The organism is Halomonas korlensis, assembly GCF_900116705.1.
GTDB lineage: Bacteria > Pseudomonadota > Gammaproteobacteria > Pseudomonadales > Halomonadaceae > Halomonas > Halomonas korlensis.
The window spans coordinates 421,038-441,695 of record NZ_FPBP01000002.1 but is presented as its reverse complement, the minus strand read 5'-3'; the positions used below and the strand labels follow the sequence as shown (position 1 = coordinate 441,695).

At 63.8% G+C, this 20,658-nt stretch carries 20 protein-coding genes; 19 read left to right on the top strand and 1 reads right to left on the bottom strand.

Translation table 11 applies throughout. The features are described from left to right. The 17 genes from BM341_RS04745 to BM341_RS04665 form a co-directional block, all read left to right on the top strand. Positions 1–657: pyruvate kinase (locus BM341_RS04745; RefSeq protein WP_245784164.1), on the top strand; the 657-nt coding region annotated here is incomplete at its 5' end. After that, entirely contained in the window at positions 647–1,900 is a 1,254-nt protein-coding gene (locus tag BM341_RS04740) for an amino acid deaminase (RefSeq protein WP_089793402.1), read from the top strand. The genes BM341_RS04745 and BM341_RS04740, both read left to right, overlap by 11 nt. A 92-nt stretch (positions 1,901–1,992) precedes the next feature. Next, positions 1,993–2,730 (top strand): GntR family transcriptional regulator, encoded by a 738-nt coding sequence (locus tag BM341_RS04735; protein ID WP_089793463.1) that lies wholly within the window; start codon positions 1,993–1,995, stop codon positions 2,728–2,730. Between the two features lie 97 nt (positions 2,731–2,827). After that, positions 2,828–3,655, top strand: coding sequence for a molybdate ABC transporter substrate-binding protein (gene modA, locus BM341_RS04730; protein WP_089793401.1), 828 nt, complete (start codon positions 2,828–2,830; stop codon positions 3,653–3,655). Next, the gene (gene modB / locus BM341_RS04725; protein ID WP_089793398.1) at positions 3,655–4,323 is read left to right on the top strand and encodes a molybdate ABC transporter permease subunit; all 669 of its coding nucleotides are present in this window, start codon (positions 3,655–3,657) and stop codon (positions 4,321–4,323) included. The genes modA and modB overlap by 1 nt, the downstream gene beginning before the upstream one ends. After that, positions 4,316–5,476, top strand: coding sequence for an ABC transporter ATP-binding protein (locus BM341_RS04720; protein ID WP_245784163.1), 1,161 nt, complete (start codon positions 4,316–4,318; stop codon positions 5,474–5,476). The genes modB and BM341_RS04720 overlap by 8 nt, the downstream gene beginning before the upstream one ends. A gap of 24 nt (positions 5,477–5,500) precedes the next feature. Beyond that, the gene (locus BM341_RS04715) at positions 5,501–6,031 is read left to right on the top strand and encodes a DUF192 domain-containing protein (protein WP_089793394.1); all 531 of its coding nucleotides are present in this window, start codon (positions 5,501–5,503) and stop codon (positions 6,029–6,031) included. Between the two features lie 368 nt (positions 6,032–6,399). Then, the gene (locus tag BM341_RS04710; protein ID WP_245784162.1) at positions 6,400–7,398 is read left to right on the top strand and encodes a TRAP transporter substrate-binding protein; all 999 of its coding nucleotides are present in this window, start codon (positions 6,400–6,402) and stop codon (positions 7,396–7,398) included. A gap of 62 nt (positions 7,399–7,460) precedes the next feature. After that, positions 7,461–7,973, top strand: coding sequence for a TRAP transporter small permease (locus BM341_RS04705; protein ID WP_089793392.1), 513 nt, complete (start codon positions 7,461–7,463; stop codon positions 7,971–7,973). 2 nt (positions 7,974–7,975) lie between these two features. Further along, a complete protein-coding gene (locus BM341_RS04700; RefSeq protein WP_089793390.1) occupies positions 7,976–9,247 on the top strand; it encodes a TRAP transporter large permease in 1,272 nt (423 codons plus the stop codon). Positions 9,248–9,269: 22 nt separating this feature from the next. Further along, a complete protein-coding gene (locus BM341_RS04695) occupies positions 9,270–10,043 on the top strand; it encodes an SDR family oxidoreductase (protein WP_089793388.1) in 774 nt (257 codons plus the stop codon). Positions 10,044–10,065: 22 nt separating this feature from the next. Further along, positions 10,066–11,001: a 3-hydroxyacyl-CoA dehydrogenase gene (locus tag BM341_RS04690; RefSeq protein ID WP_089793386.1), complete on the top strand. Its 936-nt coding sequence runs from the start codon at positions 10,066–10,068 to the stop codon at positions 10,999–11,001. A gap of 37 nt (positions 11,002–11,038) precedes the next feature. Beyond that, positions 11,039–11,971: a 3,5-dioxohexanoate:acetyl-CoA acetone transferase gene (kce, locus tag BM341_RS04685; protein ID WP_089793385.1), complete on the top strand. Its 933-nt coding sequence runs from the start codon at positions 11,039–11,041 to the stop codon at positions 11,969–11,971. Between the two features lie 76 nt (positions 11,972–12,047). After that, the gene (locus tag BM341_RS04680; protein WP_089793383.1) at positions 12,048–13,058 is read left to right on the top strand and encodes a LacI family DNA-binding transcriptional regulator; all 1,011 of its coding nucleotides are present in this window, start codon (positions 12,048–12,050) and stop codon (positions 13,056–13,058) included. A 157-nt stretch (positions 13,059–13,215) separates the two neighbouring features. Next, entirely contained in the window at positions 13,216–14,226 is a 1,011-nt protein-coding gene (locus BM341_RS04675; RefSeq protein WP_089793381.1) for a DctP family TRAP transporter solute-binding subunit, read from the top strand. Positions 14,227–14,288: 62 nt separating this feature from the next. Next, entirely contained in the window at positions 14,289–14,768 is a 480-nt protein-coding gene (locus BM341_RS04670; RefSeq protein ID WP_089793379.1) for a TRAP transporter small permease, read from the top strand. Beyond that, complete coding sequence (locus tag BM341_RS04665) at positions 14,758–16,080, top strand: TRAP transporter large permease (RefSeq protein ID WP_089793377.1); 1,323 nt, start codon at positions 14,758–14,760, stop codon at positions 16,078–16,080. Before BM341_RS04670 ends, BM341_RS04665 begins: the two co-directional genes overlap by 11 nt. A gap of 24 nt (positions 16,081–16,104) precedes the next feature. Here BM341_RS04665 and BM341_RS04660 read toward each other — a convergent pair whose 3' ends face one another. After that, entirely contained in the window at positions 16,105–16,626 is a 522-nt protein-coding gene (locus tag BM341_RS04660; RefSeq protein WP_089793461.1) for a macro domain-containing protein, read from the bottom strand. Positions 16,627–16,938: 312 nt separating this feature from the next. Between BM341_RS04660 and BM341_RS04655 the strand changes: the two genes are divergently transcribed. Together BM341_RS04655 and BM341_RS04650 are read left to right on the top strand one after the other, a co-directional pair. Further along, a complete protein-coding gene (locus BM341_RS04655; protein ID WP_089793375.1) occupies positions 16,939–17,919 on the top strand; it encodes a TAXI family TRAP transporter solute-binding subunit in 981 nt (326 codons plus the stop codon). 136 nt (positions 17,920–18,055) lie between these two features. Further along, positions 18,056–20,650: a TRAP transporter permease gene (locus BM341_RS04650; RefSeq protein WP_089793373.1), complete on the top strand. Its 2,595-nt coding sequence runs from the start codon at positions 18,056–18,058 to the stop codon at positions 20,648–20,650. Positions 20,651–20,658: the final 8 nt, after the last annotated feature.

Here is a 20,658-nt window from a genome sequence, read left to right as displayed (position 1 = left end):
ATCATCAAGCAGGCCCGCACGCTGAACCGCGCGGTGATCACCGCCACGCAGATGATGGAATCGATGATCGAGTCGCCGCTGCCCACCCGCGCCGAGGTGTTCGACGTCGCCAACGCGGTGCTCGACGGCACCGACGCGGTCATGCTCTCCGCCGAAACCGCCGCCGGCGACTTCCCGGTGGAGACCATCGAAGCCATGAACCGCGTCTGTCTCGGCGCCGAGCGCGAGCGCGTGATTCAGGAGTCGGGGCACCGCATCCACGAGGGCTTCAGCCAGATCGACGAGACGATCGCGCTGTCGGCCATGTACGCCGCCAATCACCTCGCGGGGGTGGGCGCCATTGCCTGCATGACCGCCTCGGGCTACACGCCGCTGATCGCGTCAAGGATCAGCTCCGGGCTGCCGATCGTCGGCCTGGCGCACAACCCGGTCGCCCAGCGGCGCATGGCGCTGTATCGCGGCGTGGTGTCGCTGCCCTTCGACACCAGCGACATGGCCGCCAACGACCTCAACGACCATGCCCTGGCGCGGCTGGTCCGCCACGGCATCGTCAGCCCCGGCGATCACGTGATCCTGACGCGCGGCGACCACATGAACGCCCATGGCGGCACCAATACCATGAAGATTCTCGATGTGAACGCCGGCCATGTACGCTGAGACCGGCTCCGAACGGCTCCACAAGGGCCGCCCCGAGACTGGGTGCCGGCTGTTGGCCGACGTCAGCCTGCCGGCGGCGGTGGTGCACGAGGCCCCCCTGGCGCATAACCTGGCGTGGATGCAGCGCTTTGCCGATGCGCATGGTGCAAGGCTCGCCCCTCACGGCAAGACCACCATGACGCCGTCGCTGTTCCGCCACCAGCTAGAGGCCGGCGCCTGGGGCATCACGCTGGCGACGGCACCGCAGTGTCGGGCGGCCTTCGCTCACGGTGTGACGCGGCTGCTGATGGCCAATCAGCTGGTCGGTGAGGCCAACATGATGATCATCGCCGATCTGGTCGAGGCGGGAGCGGATCTCTATTGCGTGGTCGATAGCAGCGAGAACGTACGCCAGCTGGGGCGCTTCTTCGCGGTGCGGGGGTTGCGTCTCAAGGTGTTGATCGAGTTGGGCGTCATGGGTGGGCGCTGCGGCTGTCGTGATCAGGATGAGGTCTTGGCGCTGGGCGAGCAGATCCTGGAAACCCCGGCGCTGGTGCTGGCAGGTCTCGAGGGTTACGAAGGGGTAATAGCCAGTGACGAGCCCCAGCAAGACGTGCGGGCCTATGCCTGGCATCTGGTCGAGGCCGCCCAGGCGCTGGATCACGACGGGCTGTTCGAGGCCCGTGAGCCGATTCTCACCGCCTCGGGGTCTGCCTGGTATGACCTGATCGCCAGCGTCTTTCATGAGGCACGATTGGGCAAGCATTTCGTACCCGTGCTGCGCCCCGGTTGCTATGTCGTCCATGACCATGGCCTCTACCGTGAAGCGCAGCGTGGTGTGCTGCAACGCCGCCCCGAGATCGAGCAAGGGTTGCTGCCGGCACTGGAAGTGTTCGCTCAGGTGCAGTCACTTCCCGAACCGGGGCTGGCCATCGTCGCCATGGGCAAGCGGGATATCGGTGGCGACCGCTTGCCCATGGCGCAGCGTCGCTATCGTGAGGGAGGGTGCCCCGGGCGGGACCTCGGCGTGGCCGGCTGGGAGGTCGTCAGGCTGATGGATCAGCATGCGTTCGTTCGCTTGCCGACCCATCCCGAGGAGGCTTTCGACATGCGCGTGGGCGACATGCGCGTGGGCGATGTGCGCGTAGGCGATATCGTGGCGTTCGGCGCCTCCCATCCCTGTCTGACTTTCGACAAGTGGCGACGGGTGCTGCGGGTGGACGATCGGCTGTCGGTGTGCGAGGTGATGGCAACCCACTTCTGAGCATCATCCTGTATACAGGATGTGCGCGGTATGTGGTCATTCAGCGCGAAAAGTGCGAAGGTGCCTTCAGGACCATCATCAGCGAGACACCCATGAGCCAATCCTGGAGGGAAGACGTCGAGGCGGCCATTCGCGCCGGCGAGCGGATCAGCGACCGGCATATCGTCGAACAGGTACGCCAGGCGGTGCTGAGCCAGCGTCTGCCGCCAGGCACGCGCCTGCCGGAAGTGGCGCTGGGCGAGATCTTCGGCGTCAGCCGCTCGGTGGTGCGTCGTGCCCTGACCCGCCTGTCCGCCGAACATGTCATCGACCAGCGTCCCAATCAGGTCTCTCGGGTACGGGCGCCCAGCGTGGAGGAGACCCGCGAAACCTTCGCCGCCCGCCGCCTGGTGGAAGGCGAGGTGGCCGCGCTATTGGCGTCTCAGGGCCTCGAACCCGAGGTGCTGGCGAGCCTGGAGGCCGAGGCGCGGGCCGAGACCGAGGCCTACGGGCGCGGTGATGAGCCCAGACGCATCGCCCACTCCCTGGCCATCCACCACCGTCTTGCCGAGCGTTCGCCCAACCGGGTGCTGGGCGCCATGCTCACCGACCTGGTGCTGCGCACCTCCATCGTCATCGCCCTCTACAAACGGCCCTCGCTGGCCTCCTGTTACCTGAAGGGTGACCATCCACGGCTGTTGGAGAGCCTGCGCGAGGGTGACGCCGAGGGTGCCCGCCGCGCCATCGAGCGCCACCTGGTGAGCCTCGAGGCGCTGCTCGATCTCGGCCCCCGCGAGGAGGAGACCGACCTGCGGGCGATCTTCAACGGCATCGCCTCCGCTGGCGTCTGAGGCCAAAGCCACCAACCGCGGCGGGCGTCGCGCTCGGGTTGTCGGCACCCCCGGCGTATCGGACAATGCGCGCATTCATGCCCGTCGGAGTCTCGCCATGCCATCCTTCACACGATCGGGATGTCGCGCCCTGCTGTTGGGGCTGGCGCTGACGCTGTCGGCGCCGGTTATCGCCGGGCCGCCCACCGTGGCCGCGGCGTCGGACCTGCAGTTTGCCCTCACCGAAGCGGCACAGCGCTTCCAGGACCAGACCGGCCGCGAGCTGCGGTTGAATTTCGGCTCCTCCGGCAATTTTCGCCGCCAGATCGGTCAGGGCGCGCCCTTCGAGCTCTATCTCTCCGCCGACGAGGCCTATGTGCATGCGCTTCACGAGGCGGGCCGCACCGAGGATGCCGGGGTGGTATATGCCATCGGCCGCCTGGCCTGGCTGCAGCGGGCCGGCCGAGACGACCTGCCGGAAGCGGACGATCCGCTGGCCGGTGTACGTGACGCCCTGTCGGCTTATCAACAAGGGCAGGCGCGCCCACGCCTTGCCCTGGCCAATCCCGAGCACGCCCCCTATGGCGTGGCGGCCAGGCAGGTCATGAGGCACGCCGGGCTCTGGGACGCCACCGCCGAGCTGCGAGTGCTCGGCGAGAACGTGTCTCAGGCCGGCCAGTTTGCGCTCTCCGCCGATGCCCGCGGGGGGCTTGTCGCCTATTCGCTCGCCCGGTCACCCGCGCTTGCCGAGCGCGCGGAACACGTATTGATTCCCGAGGCGTGGCACGAACCCCTGGTGCAGCGGATGGTGCTGATCGAGGGGGCCGGCGAAACGGCCCGCGCCTTCTATGTCTGGTTGCAGCAGGACGAGGCCCGGGCCATCCTGTCCCGCTACGGGTTCGCGCTGCCGCCGGACGCCGCTAGCGTGGAAGGACGCTCACCCTGATGGATTGGACGGCGCTGTCGGTCTCGTTGAAGCTGGCCCTTGCGACCTGCCTGCTGCTGGTGCCGTTTGGCCTCTGGCTAGGGCGCTTGCTGGCGCGCGGAGGCTTTCGCGGCAAGCCGTTCTGCGAGGCGCTGGTGGCCCTGCCGCTGGTCATGCCGCCCACCGTGCTGGGGTTCTACCTGATGCTGTCGTTCGGTGCCGATGCTCCGGTGGGGGCGGTGTGGCAGCGGCTCACGGGAGACGGGCTGACCTTTACCTTCAGCGGCATCCTGCTGGCGTCGCTGGTGGCCAATCTGCCGTTTGCGGTGCAGCCGATCCAGCGGGCCTTCGAAACGATACCCGCCAATCTGCGCGAGGCCGCCTGGTGCAGCGGCCTGTCGCCCTGGCAGACGTTCCGGCGTATCGAGCTGCCGCTGGTCTGGCCGGGCATTGTGTCCGCCCTGGCACTCACCTTCGCGCATACCCTCGGCGAGTTCGGCGTCATCCTGATGGTCGGAGGCTCCATCGACGGTGAAACCCGCACCCTGGCGATCGCCATCTATGACAGGGTGCAGGCCTTCGACGAGCAGGGCGCCGCCATCATGTCGGCCATGCTGCTGCTGGTATCGTTCCTGACCATCGGCGTTGTCTATGGACTGGCCGGGCGCCGCCGGTGGCGACATGTCTAAATCCCCTCCCGACGCGACATCCGCCTGCCTCGACGTGGGGCTTCACCAGGCAGGTCCGATACCGCTGGCCGCGAGCTTTCACTGCGAGCCCGGCGAGTTGCTGGCCCTGGTGGGTCCCTCGGGCAGCGGCAAGACCACCTTGCTGCGGGCCATTGCCGGCCTCTATCGGCCGGCCGGGGGCTGGGTGCGCTGCGCCGGCGAGAGCTGGTTCGACGCCAGCAAAGGCTTGTCGCTGACGCCGCAGCAACGGCGCGTGGGGCTGGTCTTTCAGGATTATGCGCTGTTTCCCCACCTCAGCGCGCTGGGCAACATCATGGTCCCATTGGACCATCTGCCGGCGGCCAGACGTCGCGAACAGGCGCTCACCTGGCTGTCGCGGGTGCGACTGGAAGGGCTGGCCGACCGCTACCCGGCCGAGCTTTCCGGCGGTCAACGCCAGCGGGTCGCCCTGGCGCGAGCCCTGGCGCGTCAGCCGAGGGTGCTACTGCTCGACGAGCCGTTCTCGGCGGTGGACCAGGTCACCCGGCGACGTCTGCAACGCGAGCTGGCGCTGCTGCGCGAACAGATCTCCATCCCCATCGTGCTGGTCACCCATGACCTGGATGAGGCCTGCGCCCTGGCCGACCGGATCTGCGTGCTGCATGCCGGCCGCAGCCTGCAGCAATCTCCCCCCGACACGCTGTTCCGCCGCCCGGCAAGTCCTGAGGTGGCACGACTGCTCGATCGTCATAATGTCTTTACCGGCGTGGTGGTGGAGCAGGGCGGTGAGCGGTATCTGCAGTGGGGACGGTATCGGCTGGAGGTCGAGCGGGGTCTGGAGCGCCTGGCGGTCGGTCAGCGAGTCGACTGGTACCTGCCGCACTCCGACGTGGTGCTGCACCGTCGCCACCGACCCTCCCAGGGCGAGCGGGAAAACCCTGTCACGGCCCGCGTCGTCGAGCTGGTCGTGCTGGGCGGTATTACCTCGGTATCGCTGTCCGTCGACCATGACGGTGCTATTGTGCGTTTCGAGATCGCCACCCACGCCGCGCGCCGCAATGGTCTGGCGCGCGGCGAAACTGTCCAGGTCTCGCTGCTGGCCACCGGCATCCACCTGATGCCCGGCGCCGACACCCTGGATGTCCACAAGGCCATCGAGAGTGAACCGCTATGAGTGAACCGCTATGAGAGAATCGCCATGAACCCGACACGCCGCCGACTCCTGCAGGGCCTGGTCGTCCTGGTGCCGGCCGCCACCCTGATGCCGCGCTCCCTGCGGGCCGAGACTACCGAAGAAGCGCCGCGAACGGTGCCTGTCGTGGTGCACAGCGACCAGGGGCCCCATCGGCTGATGGTCGAGACGGCCCGCACCCAGGCCCAGCGCAGCAAGGGCCTGATGGATCGCGACCATCTTGATCCAGATGCCGGGATGTTGTTTCTCTACCCGCAGACTCAGTCGTCACGCAATGGCTTCTGGATGTACCGCACGCGTATTGCGCTGGATATCGCCTTCATCGGTGAAGAGGGGCAAATCGTGGCAATCGAGACGATGCAGCCATGTGAAGCATCGAGCCCCAGCGAGTGCCCGGTCACCCGACCGGGAGCCGCCTATGGGGCAGCGCTTGAGGTCAATGCCGGGTATTTCGAGGAGCAGGGCATCAGGGTGGGTGATTGCGTGAGCTGGCCGGGCAGCGGTGCGCTCTGTGCGCCCGACGCCCCGGCCAGCTGACCCGGTCCGCGTCCCGCGCCCCGACTTGCCGTCCGGGGCTCTTGTTCTTGATTCAGACCGTATTGCGCGTGGGGTGCTGACCATGACGCTCATGCCGCCATGCGGATCGCCAAATAATGAATACGTAGTCATTTTTTAGACTAAAGTATATTTGCTGTTAAATCATAGAGATAAGAAATATTGGGATGAATTATTGGTAGCAATATTTGCATACGTAGTCATGCTGGCCTAGAACTTACGGACGCAACGACAACAAATGCGTCGGGCGGGTTTCGAAAACCGCCAAATGATGACCAACACCCTGAGCCGGTAAACCTCACCGCACTTGCCGGTACAGGCAACTTGCCGGCACAAACAAGGAGTACAAGATGCGCAACGCCACTGTTTCCGTCTTCACAAAAACCCTACTGACCACCGCCGTCATGGCCGTTTCTCTCTCTGCGGCCCATGCCGGGACCGAGCGGGTGATCAATGTCAGCCTGCCGCTCGGGCCGGATTCCCAGCAGGGTATCGGGGTGCTGAAGTTCGGCGAGGAGCTCGAAAGGCTCTCCGAGGGTCGTCTTTCGATCGAGCCTCATTACGACAACGCGCTGGGTGCCGAGCGCGAGGTCGTCGAGGGCATGGGCTTTGGCATCATCGATGCGGGTATCTCCTCCACCGGCCCGATGGGCGGGTTCGTCGATGAGTTCATGCTCTTCGACCTGCCCTACGTCTTCGAGAACCACGAACATGCCTATGCCTTCCTGGACAGCGAACATGGCGAGCAGCTCGCCCAGTTGGCCGAGGAAGGCATGAACGTCAAGTTCCTGGCGTGGATGGAGAACGGCTTTCGCCACAACACCAACTCGGTGCGCCCGATCGAGAAGCCCAGTGACCTGGAAGGCATTAACCATCGTACCCAGGAAAGCCGCGTCCAGGTCGATACCTGGGAAGCACTGGGTGCCAACGCCACACCCATGGCCTGGACCGAGGTCTACACCGCCCTCCAGCAGGGTGTGATGGACAGCCAGGAGAATCCGCTGGCCACCATCTATGACGTGAATTTCTACGAAGTTCAGGACTACCTGAACATGACCCAGCACGTCTATTCGCCAGCGCCATTGATGATGAGCCTGGACCTGTTCAATTCCTTCAGCGAAGAAGACCAGGAAATCATCTTGGAAGCGGCGCAGATCGCCCTGCCGGTGCAGCGTGAAGCGAGCCAGGAACTCGAGGCGCGCTATCTGGTGCAACTTGAAGAGCTGGGGATGACGGTGACGCATCCTGATCTCGAGCCGTTCCGCGAAGCCGTGCGCCCGGTGCTCGAGGAGTGGTCCTCGGTCGTCGGCGAAGACCTCGTCGATGCGGCCATCAACTTCGAATACTGAGCCCACGACGCCCGCAGGCGGCAATGCTTCCTGCGGGCGACTTCCTGACGCATGAGGCAGCCATGAAGTCTTATCTATTGCTGGCCCACAGAGCCATCGATGAATTCAATCGTCTGATCGGTTGGATGCTGGCCGGGCTCTTGCTGGTGATGACTGTGCTCATCTTCTGGCAGGTATTCGCCCGTTTCGTAGTGGGCAGTCCCCTGTTCTTTTCCGATGAGATCGCCCGCTTCGCGATGCTCTGGTTGACGTTTCTCGGCGTCGGATATGCCTATCGCAAGGGTACCCTGATCTCCGTGGATATCTTGCTGGAACACGCCGGAAAAAAGCTGGCTCGTCTGCTACGGATTGCCGTCATCCTGTGTTCCACTCTCTTCGCATTTATCATGATTAAGTACGGCTACGACCTGATGGGTCGGGTCGCCAGCCAGACAGCACCCAGCACCCGCATATCTATGATGTGGCCTTATATGGCCATTCCTGCGGGAGGCGTGGTCATCATGATCAATAGCCTGGGGCTGTTGCTCGATGAGGCACTCGACATACCCAACCAGTCCAAGCAGGGGGTGAACTGACGATGGCTCTCCTCTTGTTCCTGCTGCTGATTTCGCTGTTCATCATCGGCGTACCCATTGCCTTATCGCTCGGACTGGCCTCTGCCGTCACTATTTGGCATGGGGACTTGTCACCCATGCTGATTGTCCCCCAACAGCTCATCGCGTCGGTGAACTCCTTCCCGTTGATGGCGATTCCTTTCTTCATCCTCGCGGGTTCCCTGATGCAGAGCGGTGGAATATCCCAACGCCTGGTCGATTTCTCCAACACGCTGGTCGGTAGCATGACAGGCGGCCTGGCGATGGTGGCCATCGTCACCTCGCTGTTCTTCGCGGCCATCTCAGGATCGGGCGCGGCCACTACCGCGGCCATCGGTTCCATCCTGATCCCCGCCATGCTGGCCAAGGGCTACCCCGGAGGCTATACCGCCGCTAACCAGGCCGCCTCAGGCGCCCTCGGCGTCATCATCCCGCCCAGCATTCCGCTGATTCTTTATGCCATTGCCGCCAATGTGTCCGTTGGGGACATGTTCATCGCGGGCATCCTGCCGGGCATCCTGGTCACGCTGAGCCTGCTGATCTTCGCCTACTTCTTCGCCAAGGCCAACGGTCTGGGGGGGAGTATCGAAAAGAGCTCCTGGGGAGACGTCCTGCGTGCCGGGCGCAAGGCGATTCTGGCCATCCTCATGCCGGTCATCATCCTGGGCGGCATCTACGGCGGCATCTTCACGCCGACCGAAGCCGCCGTCATCGCCGTCGCCTACTCCTTCATGATCGGCTTCGTCGTCTATCGAGAAATCGAGTTGCGCAGCCTGGTCGGCATCCTCAAGCAATCGGCTGTCACTACCGCTATCGTGCTGAGCATCATCGGTGCTGCGGGGCTGTATGGCCGTATCCTTCAGCGGTTGAGAGTGCCTGACATGGTGTCCCAATTCGCTATCTCGACCATTGAGAGTCCTTTCCTGTTCATCATCCTGGCCAACGTCCTGCTGTTGTTTGCCGGGATGTTCATTGAGGCGGCGGCGGCGATCCTGATCTTCGTGCCGATTCTTCTGCCCATTGCGATCAGCTTCGGCTTCGACCCGGTCCACTTCGGGATCATCATGGTGGTCAATCTGGCGATGGGCATGTTCACCCCACCGGTAGGGCTCAACCTCTTCGTGGCGTCCCAGATTGCCAATATCAGTATCGCTCGCCTCACCTGGTCCGTCATGCCCTTCGTCGGCATCGTACTCATCAACCTGCTGATCATCAGCATGCTTCCCTTCCTGTCCACTTGGCTGCCTTCTCTGTAAGCCCATTCAAGGAGAGAACCCTATGACCGTTGTAGAAAGCCTGGCGCCGCGCCATGGTCTCCGAGTACTGATCACCGCCGGGGCCAGCGGAATCGGCCGCGAAATCGCCGTGGCCTTCCATGAGGCGGGTGCGCGGGTTCACGTCTGCGACATCGATGAGGCGGGGCTTGAGACGCTGCCGGAGGGCATCACCTCCAGCGTGGCGGATGTCAGCCAGGAAGATCAGGTCGAGCGTGTGTTCAACGACGCGGCCGCCCTCGGTGGCCTGGATATCGTCGTCAACAATGCCGGTATCGCCGGCCCGACCGGCGGTATCGACGAGATCGCTTCCAGCGACTGGCGCAAGACCATCGACATCAACCTCAATGGCCAGTATTTCGTCGCCAGCCGCGCCGCGCCGTTGCTGCGCGCGAGCCAGGGGCTGTTGATCAACATGGCGTCCGTAGCCGGCCGCCTGGGCTTTGCCTATCGCACGCCCTACGCCGCGAGCAAGTGGGCGGTGGTCGGCCTGACCAAGAGCCTGGCCTGTGAGCTCGGCCCGGACGGGGTGCGCGTCAATGCCATCCTGCCGGGCATCGTCAGCGGACCGCGTATCGAGCAGGTGATCCGCGACCGCGCCGACAAGCGCGGGATCAGCTACGCGGAGATGGAAAAGGAGAATCTTTCCAAGGTCTCCATGCGCAAGATGGTGGACGCCACGGACATTGCCGCCATGGCGCTGTTCCTGGCTGCGCCGGGAGGCAGCAATATTTCCGGTCAGGCGCTCAGTGTCTGTGGCAACGTCGAAACCTTGTAATCCATACCGCGGGAGAAAGCACATGACCAACAAGGTTGCCGTGATAGGAGCCGGGCTGATCGGCCGGGCCTGGGCGATCGTCTTTGCCAGAGCGCGTACGCCGGTGTGTCTGTATGACGTCAGCGAGCCGGCTTTGGCCCAGGCCCGCGGGGCCATTCGCACCTCGCTCGAGGACCTGGTGAGCTACGGTCTGGTCGATGACCCCGACGCGGTCATGGCCTGTATCAGCATCGAGCCGGATCTGGGCCGGGCGCTTGGCGACGTCGGCTACGTGCAGGAATGCGGTCCCGAGGACGTCGCGGCCAAGCGCGAGATCTATGCCGCGATGGAGGCGGTGGTGTCGGCCGACACCATCCTGGCGAGTTCGACTTCGGGGATCGCCGCGTCGCGCTTCACCGACCACCTGCGCCATCCGGAGCGCTGCCTGGTGGCGCATCCGGTGAATCCGCCCTATCTGATTCCCCTGGTCGAGGTGGTGCCCACCCCGGCGACCAGCGCCGATGCGGTCGAGCGCACGATGGCGTTGATGACGGCAGTGCGACAGCAACCGATTCTGGTCAAGCGCGAAGTGCAGGGGTTCATTCTCAATCGTCTGCAGGGCGCGCTTCTCAACGAGGCCTTACGGCTGTTCCGCGATGGTTATGTCTCGGCGGAAGATCTCGACAAGACCGTCAAGTATGGCCTCGGCCTGCGCTGGTCGTTCATGGGCCCGCTCGAGACCATCGATCTTAATGCGCCGGCAGGGGTGGTCGATTACGCCCGACGCTACGGGCCGCTGTATCGCGATGTGGATGCCCAGCGCGATGGCAGCGACCCTTGGGAAGAGCAGACACTCGCGGCGCTCGACGCCGAGCGCCGCGCCATATTGCCAAGTGAGGGCCTGGCTGAGCGACAAGCCTGGCGCGATCGCCGGTTGATGGCGCTGATGGCCCATCAGCAAGCCGCCAACGATGCCTGAAATCACATCAACAAATCGATTCAACAAGGAGACGCCCATGGCGACCCAGCGAAAGGTCATTATCACCTGCGCCGTGACCGGTGCGATTCACACCCCTTCGATGTCCCCGCATCTGCCGGTGACGCCCGAGGAAATCATCGAGTCGGCCATTGCCGCGGCCGAGGCCGGCGCCTCGATCCTGCACCTGCATGCGCGGGACCCGGAGACCGGCAAGCCGACCCAGGATCCCGCGGTATTCGAGAAATTCCTGCCGCAGATCAAGGAGGCCACCGGGGCGGTCATCAACCTCACCACCGGCGGCAGCCCGCACATGACGGTGGAGGAGCGCATGCGTCCGGCCATCGAGTTCCAGCCGGAACTGGCGTCGATGAACATGGGCTCGATCAACTTCGGGTTGTTCCCGATGTTGCAGCGCTTCAATACCTTCAAGCACGAGTGGGAGCGCGAGCACCTCGAGAAGAGCCACGACCTGGTCTTCAAGAACACCTTCGCCGATATCGAGAAGATCATGACGCTGTGCTCGAAGAACGGCACGCGCTTCGAATGCGAATGCTACGACATCGGCCACCTCTATAGCCTGCGCAATATCATGGATCGCGGCATCATCGACGGCACGCTGTTCATCCAGAGCGTGTTCGGCATTCTCGGCGGCATCGGCCCGCATCCCGAGGATGTGCTGCACATGCGTCGTACCGCGGATCGGCTGTTCGGCAGCGACTATCAATGGTCGGTGCTGGGAGCAGGCAGCAGCCAGATGCGCATCGCCGCCCAGGCGGCCGCCATGGGCGGCAACGTGCGGGTCGGCCTGGAGGATTCGCTGTGGCTGGGGCCCGGCAAGCTGGCGCAGAGCAATGCCAGCCAGGTGAACAAGGCCCGCGAGCTTCTCGAGGGGCTCTCGCTGCCGGTCGCCACCCCCGATGAGGCGCGCGGCATGCTTGGCCTGAAGGGCGGGGACAAGGTAGGCTTTTGAGCCGCGTGATCGAGACGATGCCTGCCTTCGGCAGGCATTTGTGATGCGGCGATTTCCTCCGGCATGAGCGCTTGTGATGAAGATGAAGTCCGTGACATCCCGAGATGTTGCTCAGCTGGCGGGTGTCTCGCAGTCGGCGGTAAGCCGCTCCTTTTCTCCCAATGCCAGCGTGTCGGCCAAGACCCGCAAGCGGGTGCTCGAAGCCGCGCGTCAGCTCGGCTATCGGCCGAACACCATCGCCCGTTCGTTGATCACGCGCTCGAGCAAGACTATCGCGGTGGTGATCTACAGCCTGGAAAACCCCTTCTATTCGAGCGTGCTGGAGCGGGCCTCGAAGTTCTTTCAGGCTCGTGGCTATCATCTGCAGCTGTTCGTGGCGCCACTGGGCAAGGCCTTCGACGAGGTGATCGACGATATTCTCAGGAGCCAGGTCGAAGGCGTGCTGATGCTGGCGATCTCCATCACTCGCGCCCAGGCCGGTGAGATTGCGGCGGTCGGCGTGCCGGTGGTGATCATCAACCGTACCGTCGATTACGAGGGCATCAGCCAGGTCAGCTGCGACAATTATCAGGGCGGCTACTGGGCGGGCCAACTGCTCGCCGCGTCCGGCCATCAGCGCATCGCCTTCCTCGGCGGGCTTATCGGCTCATCCACCAACGAGCAGCGTCAGGCGGGGTTCCTGTCCGCCCTGGCCGAGCGCGGGATGACCTGTCACGGCGTGGACGTAGGCAACTACCGCTACGAGGATGCACGCTTTGCCACGCGGCGGATGTTCTCGGCAAGGCAGATCCCCGACGCGATCTTCGCGGCCAACGACCTGATGGCCATCGCGGCCATGGAAACCCTGCGCCACGAACTCGGACTCAAGGTGCCGCAGGACGTCTCCATCGTCGGCTTCGACGACATTCCCATGGCCGCCTGGCCGAGCCATTCGCTCACCACGCTTCAGCAGCCCATCGAGCTGATGATCGTCAAGGCCACCGAGCTGTTGCTCAACCAGATCAACCAGACGGAATCGCGGCCCGACCATATCAAGCTGCCCGTCACGCCGATGCTGCGAAACAGTGCCAGGTCCGCGTCGGGCTAGCGTGAGTCGATAGGGACCTGGCGCGTCAATGAAGCCGGCATCGGCGAGCTGGCTTTCAACGCGCGACTTCGTAGAATGTGACGGCTGAGCGTTGCCATGCTCGCCATAACGATAACGCGCCCGCGTTCCCGCTGGGCCGCCGCTGCAAGGATACGCCATGACCACCACACGCCATGTCACCCGGCTTGCCACTGTGCTGACCGGTGCTGCCGTCCTGTCATTCTCGCTCGCCGCCCAGGCTCGCGAGCTTTCCGTTTCCACTGTGCTCCCCGATGCCTTTCCCTGGGGGCAGGCTGCCGAGAAGTGGGCGGATCTGGTGGAAGAGCGCACCGACGGCGAACTCACCCTACGCGTCTACCCCAACTCTCAGCTGGTGTCCGGCGATCAGACCCGTGAATTCTCCGCCATGCGCTCGGGGCTGATCGACGCCGCCGTCGGCTCGACGATCAACTGGTCGCCCCAGGTGCCGGAGCTCAACCTCTTCTCGCTGCCGTTCTTCATGCCCGACGAGGCGGCGGTGGACGCCGTCACCGGCGGCCAGGCAGGGGAGATGGTCTTCGAGGCCATCGAGTCGCGCGACGTGATTCCCCTGGCTTGGGGTGAGAACGGCTTTCGCCAGCTTTCCAACTCCCAGGGCCCTATCGATGAGCCGACCGACCTCGAGGGGTTGAAGATCCGCGTGGTAGGCTCACCGCTGTTTCAGGATACCTTCGATGCCCTGGGTGCCGACCCCACGCAGATGAGCTGGGCCGACGCCAAGCCGGCGCTGACCAGCGGGGCGGTGGACGGCCAGGAGAACCCGCTGTCGGTGTTCGATGTGGCGCGTATCGACCAGGTGGGCCAGGAGCACCTGACGCTCTGGAACTACATGAACGACCCGCTGATCTTCGCCGTCAATCGCCAGGTCTGGGAGTCGCTCGACGAGGCCCAGCAGACGATCCTGCGCGAGACCGCCATCGAGGCCGGTGAGTGGGAAATCGCCATGACGCGCGAGCAGGAAAGCGAGCGTCTGGCGGCGATCCAGGAGCGCGGCGTCGAAGTGACGGAGCTCTCCGATGACCAGCTTCAGGCGTTCGTGGAAGCGACCCGCAACGTTCACGATGACTGGATAGCCCAGATCGGCGAGTCGCTGGTCGAGGCGGCCCAGGCCGACATCGAGTCGCGCTGAACCCTGCAAGCTAGTCGACCGGCCGGCGCCTTCTGGCGCCGGCCGCTTGGCATGAGGCCATGATGAAACGCTTACCCGATGCGCGCCTCGAGCGCGTGCTGGCGTCGCTGGCGCTGGTGATCATCTCGCTGATCAGCTTGACCAATGTGGTGACGCGCTATGTCACCGGGGGGTCGCTCGCGTTCACCGAGGAGTTTTCGGTGTTCCTGATGGTGGTGGTGACGTTTGCCGGCGCCTCGGTGGCCCTGCGGCGCAACGGCCATATCCGCATCGGCCTGCTGGAGCGGGCGCTGCCCGGCGCCCCGCGCAAGGTGCTGATCGTCTTTCAATGGCTGTGCGGCAGCGTGGTGCTGGGTTTGATCACCTGGTTCGGCGGCAAGCTTGCCTGGCAGGAATACCAATGGGGGTCGCTGTCGCCGGGGCTCGGCCTGCCGCAGTGGTGGTATGTCGTCTGGCTGCCGGTACTGTCGGCCGCCATGCTGGTGCGCCTGGCCCAGCAGACGCTGGACCGCCTGCGCGGGAGGCTCGAGGATGAGTCCTGATCTGTGGATGCTGCTCGCCTTTGCGGGCCTGCTGGTGGCCGGGGTGCCGGTCGCCTTCTCGCTGGGGCTTTCCGGCGCGGTGGGCATCGTCACCGGCCTGTCACCCGCCATGCTGGCGACGCTGGGCACCAACACCTATAACAGCATCGCCAAGTACCCGCTGATCGCGATTCCGCTGTTCATCCTGACCGGGCTGATCTTCGAGCGCTCCGGTGTGGCGCTGCGCCTGGTGCGCTTCGCCCAGGCGCTGATCGGCCCGCGTCACGGCGGGCTGGCGCTGGTGGCGGTGCTGGTGTGCATGATCATGGGCGGCATGAGCGGTTCCGGCCCGGCCGATGCCGCGGCGGTGGCCATGGTGATGCTGCCCAGCATGACCAGGGCCGGCTATCCCAAGCCGTTCTCGGCCACGCTGATCGCGGCGTCGGCGTCCACAGCGATCCTGATTCCGCCCTCGGTGGCGCTGATTCTGTATTCCATCGTGGTGCCGGGCGTTGACCTGCGGGCGCTATTCGCCGCCGGGCTGTTTCCCGGGATCCTGGCCGGGTTGGCGCTGCTGGTGCCGGCGCTGCTGGTCTCGAAACGCTATGGTTGGGAGGGGAGTGGTCGGGAAGGCGATGACGCGTCAGTCGATAACGCCGATCGCCCCGAGGTAGGGGAGGCCTTCAAGCAGGCGCTGCCGGCGCTGTTCGCCCCGGTGCTGATTCTCGGCGGGCTGCGCTCGGGGCTCTTCACGCCGACCGAGGCGGCGGTGGTAGCGGTCACCTACGGCGTGCTGGTGGGCCTGTTCGTGACGCGCGAGCTCAGCCTGCGCGACCTCTGGGCCTTGTTCGGCGAGGCGGCGGTGATCTCCGGGGTGGTGATGCTGATCATCGCGCTGGCCGGCATCTTTGCCTGGGCGGGCACCATGCTGGGGACCTTTCGCGAGCTCGCCGAGTGGATCATTGGCCTGTCCGATAACGGCACCTGGATGCTACTGCTGATCATGCTCGCCGTGCTGGTGGCCGGCACCTTGCTCGACGCGATCTCAATCTATCTGATCATGATGCCGATCCTGATCCCGGTCATGCAGCACTTCGAATGGAATCCGGTGTGGTTCGGCATCCTGATGGCAATGAATATCGCCATCGGCCAGTTCACGCCGCCGGTGGCGGTGAATCTGATGGTTACCACCCAGGTGGCGAAGATCCGCCTGGAGCAGACCATCGGCTGGGCGCTGATGTTCGTCGCCGCCATGGCCAGCGCCCTGGCGCTGGTCGCGGTGTTCCCCGAGATCGCCCTGTGGCTGCCGCGGGTGCTGGGCTACAACCTCTGACGCGCAGTCCTCATCTTTATCATGTCAGTGAAATGTCAGCGTATCGAGCGTGCGTTGATACAGCTCGGTACTGGCGGCATCGAACAACACGAAGCGGACCCGCTTGAGTCCGGCAAGCTCGGGCAGGCTATCGAGCACCGTGGAAAGCGCGATGCGGGCCGCCTCGGCGGCGGGATAGCCGAAGGCGCCGGCGGAAATCGCCGGAAAAGCAATCGAGGAAACCTCGTGACGGTGGGCCAGCTCGAGCGCTTGACGATAACAGTCGGCGAGCAGCACGTCGGCTGGCTCGTCGACGCCATAGACCGGCCCCAGGCAATGGATGACATAACGATTGGGTAGAGCGTAGGCGCCGGTGATCACCGCCTGGCCAGGGCGAATCGGCGCCAGGGGCCGGCATTCTTCGGCAAGCCTCGGACCGGCAGCGCGATGCAGCGCACCGGCCACGCCACCGCCGGTTTCCAGGCGGGCGTTGGCGGCGTTCACCACAGCGTCGATGTCGGGCTGGTTGGCGATATCGCCCTGGAGGCATTCGATGATGGCGTTCATGTCGTTGCCCTCCGCGAGATAGTCGGTTGGAGTCTCAGTCTGGCCGCCACAGCGGCGGTGCATCAAGCTCATGGCGACGGCCAAGGTCAGGAGCCGCCACTGGGGAACGTTAGCTAACCGTAGGGCGGATGCCTCGAAAATTAACGTTCCCTAAACGTAAGGCAAGACTAGACTGAACGTTATGGAAAAAAGTCCTCATCAAGCAGGCGTATTTTTCGCTAAAGTAGTCAAGGGCGGTTTAACCGTCGGCAAGCCTGCCAAGGGCAGGATTTGCCACCATCCCACGATCACAATGCCAATTGAGGTGTGTTCATGAAACGCCACGCATTTTCTACTGCGGCTTTCTCCGGCGCTTTGCTGGGGGCGGCGATGTTCGCGTCACCAGCCATGGCCCAGGACGACGAGCAATTCATCACTATCGGCACCGGCGGTCAGACCGGTGTGTACTATGTGGTCGGTCAGTCGATCTGTCGCCTGGTCAACCGCCTGGAAGAGTCCAACATCAAGTGTAATGCGCCTTCCACCGGCGGCTCGGTTGCCAACATCAATGGCATCAAGTCTGGCGAACTGGACATGGGTGTCGCCCAGTCCGATGTCCAGTATCAGGCCTACAACGGTACCGGCAATTTCGAAGGCGAACCCTACGAAGAGCTGCGCGCCGTGTTCCGCGTCCATGGTGAGCCGTTGACCCTGCTGGCACGTGCCGACTCAGGCATCGAGACGCTCGATGATCTGGAAGGCAAGCGCGTCAATATTGGTAACCCGGGCTCTGGTCAGCGCAATACCATGGAAGTGGTAATGGAAGCCAAGGGCTGGACCGAGGATACCTTCTCCCTGGCGTCTCAGCTCGATGCCGCCGAGCAGGCCGCGGCACTCGCCGATAACAACGTCGATGCGATGGTCTACGTCGTGGGACACCCCAACGGGTCCATTCAGGAGGCGACCACGACCGTCGATTCTCGCCTGATCCCATTGAATGACGAGGATATCGACGGCATCGTCGAGGAATATCCCTACTACACCAAGTCAGTCATTCCCGGGGGCCTTTACAAGGGCAATGACGAAGATGTCGAGACCTTCGGGGTGGCGGCGACCTTCGTGACTACCGCCGAGGCCGACGAGGAGGTCATCTACCAGACCGTCAAGGCGGTGTTCGATAACTTCGACCGTTTCAAGCGCCTGCATCCGGCCTTCGAAAATCTTGACCCAGAAGAGATGGTCAGCGAGGGGCTTTCCGCACCGCTGCATGACGGGGCGGCGCGCTACTATCGTGAACAGGGCTGGATCGAGTAATCCTGCAGCCTGAGGTGTTGCTACCTAGGTAAGGAATGCGCGGTTACCCGAGGGTGCCGCGCATTCTGGTTCAGGATGTTGTTCGGCATTTCGATATGGCAATCAGGCGTCAATCGACTCGGAGCAGGGCAGGCATATGACTGACGATAACAATAGGTCTTCGGGAAGCGGGGTAGACCTGGAGGATATGGTCGCCTCCAGTGACACGGGAGCCCGCAAACCAGCCGGCATGCCCGGGAAGTTGTTGGTAAGCATCGCGGCGGCGTGGTCGCTCTTCCAACTGTGGATCGCCTCCCCGCTGTCCTTCATGATGGGGTTCGGGGTCTTCAATGCCACCGAAGCCCGTTCCATTCACCTGGCCTTTGCACTTTTTCTGGCCTACATGGCCTATCCGGCACTCAAGCGCTCGCCACGCGACCGCATTCCCATTCAGGATTGGGTGCTTGCGGCAGCCGCCGCCTTCTGTGGCGCCTACATGTTCATGTTCTATGAACAGCTATCCCAGCGCCCCGGCGCGCCGATACTGCAGGACGTGATCGTCGGGGTGGCGGGGATCCTGCTGCTGCTCGAGGCGACACGACGAGCGCTAGGTCCGCCACTGATGATCGTGGCGTCGGTCTTTCTCATCTATAGCCTCGCCGGCCCCTGGATGCCGGGCATTCTCTCGCATGGCGGGGTTAGCCTGTACGGTTTGATCAACCACCAGTGGTTGACGACCCAGGGGGTCTTTGGCATCGCGCTGGGGGTCTCGACCAGTTTCGTATTTCTGTTCGTGCTGTTCGGCGCCCTGCTCGACAAGGCCGGCGCCGGCAATTATTTCATCAAGGTGGCGTTCTCGCTGCTCGGTCACTATCGCGGCGGGCCGGCCAAGGCCGCCGTGGTAGCGTCGGCCATGACCGGGCTGATTTCAGGCTCCTCGATCGCCAACGTCGTGACCACCGGTACCTTTACCGTGCCGATGATGAAGCGCGTCGGCTTTTCCGCCGAGAAGGCCGGGGCCGTGGAGGTAGCGTCCTCGGTCAACGGTCAGATCATGCCGCCGGTCATGGGCGCCGCCGCTTTCCTGATGGTCGAGTACGTGGGCATTTCCTACGTCGAGGTCATCAAGCATGCCTTCCTGCCGGCACTGATTTCTTATATCGCACTGGTTTATATTGTCCACCTGGAAGCCTTGAAGGCCAATATGCAGGGGCTTCAGAGCAGTAATCCGCCCAAGCCGCTGGCGAACAAGGTAATCGGCTTTCTCGGTGGCCTGCTGCTGATGATGATCACCGCCCTGGCGGTCTATTACGGCCTTGGCTGGCTCAAGCCGGTGCTGGGGGATGCTACGCCCTGGGTCGTCGCGGTTGGGCTGACGGTGGTCTATATCGCTTTGCTAAAGCTGGCGGCAGGTTACCCAGAGCTAGAGTTGGATGATCCTAATCAGCCGATCTACTCGCTGCCGCAGACCAAGCCCACGGTGCTGGTAGGCCTTCAATACATCCTGCCGGTCATCGTGCTGGTCTGGTGTCTGATGGTGGAGCGCCTGTCGCCAGGGCTGTCGGCCTTCTGGGCCACGGTGTTCATGATCTTCATCATTCTTACTCAGCGCCCCATTACCTCGATCTTCCGGGGGCGCAGCGACATGCGTGCCGATCTGCGCGAAGGCGCCATGGATCTGTGGAGCGGCCTGGTCACCGGTGCCCGCAACATGATCGGTATCGGCATCGCCACGGCCACCGCGGGCATTATCGTCGGGGCCGTGTCGCAGACCGGGGTCGGCCTGGTGCTGGCCGAAGTGGTGGAAACTCTCGCCATGGGCAACTTGCTGCTGATCCTGCTGCTCACGGCGGTGCTCAGCCTGATCCTCGGCATGGGGCTACCCACGACGGCCAACTACATCGTCGTCTCGGCGCTGCTGGCGCCGGTCATCGTGCAGTTGGGGGCGCAGAACGGCCTGCTGGTGCCGCTGATCGCAGTGCACCTGTTCGTGTTCTACTTCGGCATCATGGCCGACGTCACGCCGCCGGTGGGGCTGGCGTCCTTCGCGGCGGCAGCGGTGTCGGGCGGCGATCCCATTCGAACCGGCTTCCAGGCCTTCTACTACAGCCTGCGAACCGCGGCGCTGCCGTTCCTGTTCATCTTCAATACCGACCTGCTGCTGATTGATGTCACCTTCCTGCAGGGCATCCTGATCTTCGTGGTGTCGACCATCGCCATGTTGATCTTCGCCGCGGCGACCCAGGGGTTCATGATTACTCGCAACCGTTGGTATGAATCCATCGTGCTGCTGCTGATCGCGTTCACGCTGTTTCGGCCCGGATTCTGGATGGACATGATTCATGACCCCTATGAATCCGTGCCGCCAGCGCAATTCGTCGAGGCCCTGGGCGATGTTGATGAGGACTCCACCCTGCGCTTGCAGATTGCCGGTGTCGATGCGTATGGCGATCGCTTGACCACCTACATGACCCTGCCGGTGCCGGAGGGCGAGACCGGGCAGGAGCGGCTCGATAACCTGGGCATGGAGCTTCTGATCGAGGACGACACGGCGACCGTCGATATGGTGGCCTATGGCAGCCAGGCGGCGGAACTCGGCTTCGACTTTGACCAGGAAATCATCGAGGTGCTGGCCCCCGTCGACCGCTGGACCAAGGAGTGGATGTGGATTCCTGCCTTTCTGGTCTTCGGTCTGATTGTCCTGATGCAGCGCCGGCGTCGTGACAATACGGCCGCCACCGCCACCGCGTGAAGGAGAAT

Bases quoted from the DNA above. Each gene is read 5' to 3' on its own strand.
- modA (WP_089793401.1), top strand. From the start codon at position 2,828: ATGCCATCCTTCACACGATCGGGATGTCGCGCCCTGCTGTTGGGGCTG.
- BM341_RS04710 (WP_245784162.1), top strand. From the start codon at position 6,400: ATGCGCAACGCCACTGTTTCCGTCTTCACAAAAACCCTACTGACCACC.
- BM341_RS04705 (WP_089793392.1), top strand. From the start codon at position 7,461: ATGAAGTCTTATCTATTGCTGGCCCACAGAGCCATCGATGAATTCAAT.
- modB (WP_089793398.1), top strand. From the start codon at position 3,655: ATGGATTGGACGGCGCTGTCGGTCTCGTTGAAGCTGGCCCTTGCGACC.
- BM341_RS04675 (WP_089793381.1), top strand. From the start codon at position 13,216: ATGACCACCACACGCCATGTCACCCGGCTTGCCACTGTGCTGACCGGT.
- BM341_RS04655 (WP_089793375.1), top strand. From the start codon at position 16,939: ATGAAACGCCACGCATTTTCTACTGCGGCTTTCTCCGGCGCTTTGCTG.
- BM341_RS04695 (WP_089793388.1), top strand. From the start codon at position 9,270: ATGACCGTTGTAGAAAGCCTGGCGCCGCGCCATGGTCTCCGAGTACTG.
- BM341_RS04720 (WP_245784163.1), top strand. From the start codon at position 4,316: ATGTCTAAATCCCCTCCCGACGCGACATCCGCCTGCCTCGACGTGGGG.
- BM341_RS04735 (WP_089793463.1), top strand. From the start codon at position 1,993: ATGAGCCAATCCTGGAGGGAAGACGTCGAGGCGGCCATTCGCGCCGGC.
- BM341_RS04715 (WP_089793394.1), top strand. From the start codon at position 5,501: ATGAACCCGACACGCCGCCGACTCCTGCAGGGCCTGGTCGTCCTGGTG.
- kce (WP_089793385.1), top strand. From the start codon at position 11,039: ATGGCGACCCAGCGAAAGGTCATTATCACCTGCGCCGTGACCGGTGCG.
- BM341_RS04680 (WP_089793383.1), top strand. From the start codon at position 12,048: ATGAAGATGAAGTCCGTGACATCCCGAGATGTTGCTCAGCTGGCGGGT.
- BM341_RS04665 (WP_089793377.1), top strand. From the start codon at position 14,758: ATGAGTCCTGATCTGTGGATGCTGCTCGCCTTTGCGGGCCTGCTGGTG.
- BM341_RS04740 (WP_089793402.1), top strand. From the start codon at position 647: ATGTACGCTGAGACCGGCTCCGAACGGCTCCACAAGGGCCGCCCCGAG.
- BM341_RS04660 (WP_089793461.1), bottom strand. From the start codon at position 16,626: ATGAACGCCATCATCGAATGCCTCCAGGGCGATATCGCCAACCAGCCC.
- BM341_RS04690 (WP_089793386.1), top strand. From the start codon at position 10,066: ATGACCAACAAGGTTGCCGTGATAGGAGCCGGGCTGATCGGCCGGGCC.
- BM341_RS04650 (WP_089793373.1), top strand. From the start codon at position 18,056: ATGACTGACGATAACAATAGGTCTTCGGGAAGCGGGGTAGACCTGGAG.
- BM341_RS04700 (WP_089793390.1), top strand. From the start codon at position 7,976: ATGGCTCTCCTCTTGTTCCTGCTGCTGATTTCGCTGTTCATCATCGGC.
- BM341_RS04670 (WP_089793379.1), top strand. From the start codon at position 14,289: ATGAAACGCTTACCCGATGCGCGCCTCGAGCGCGTGCTGGCGTCGCTG.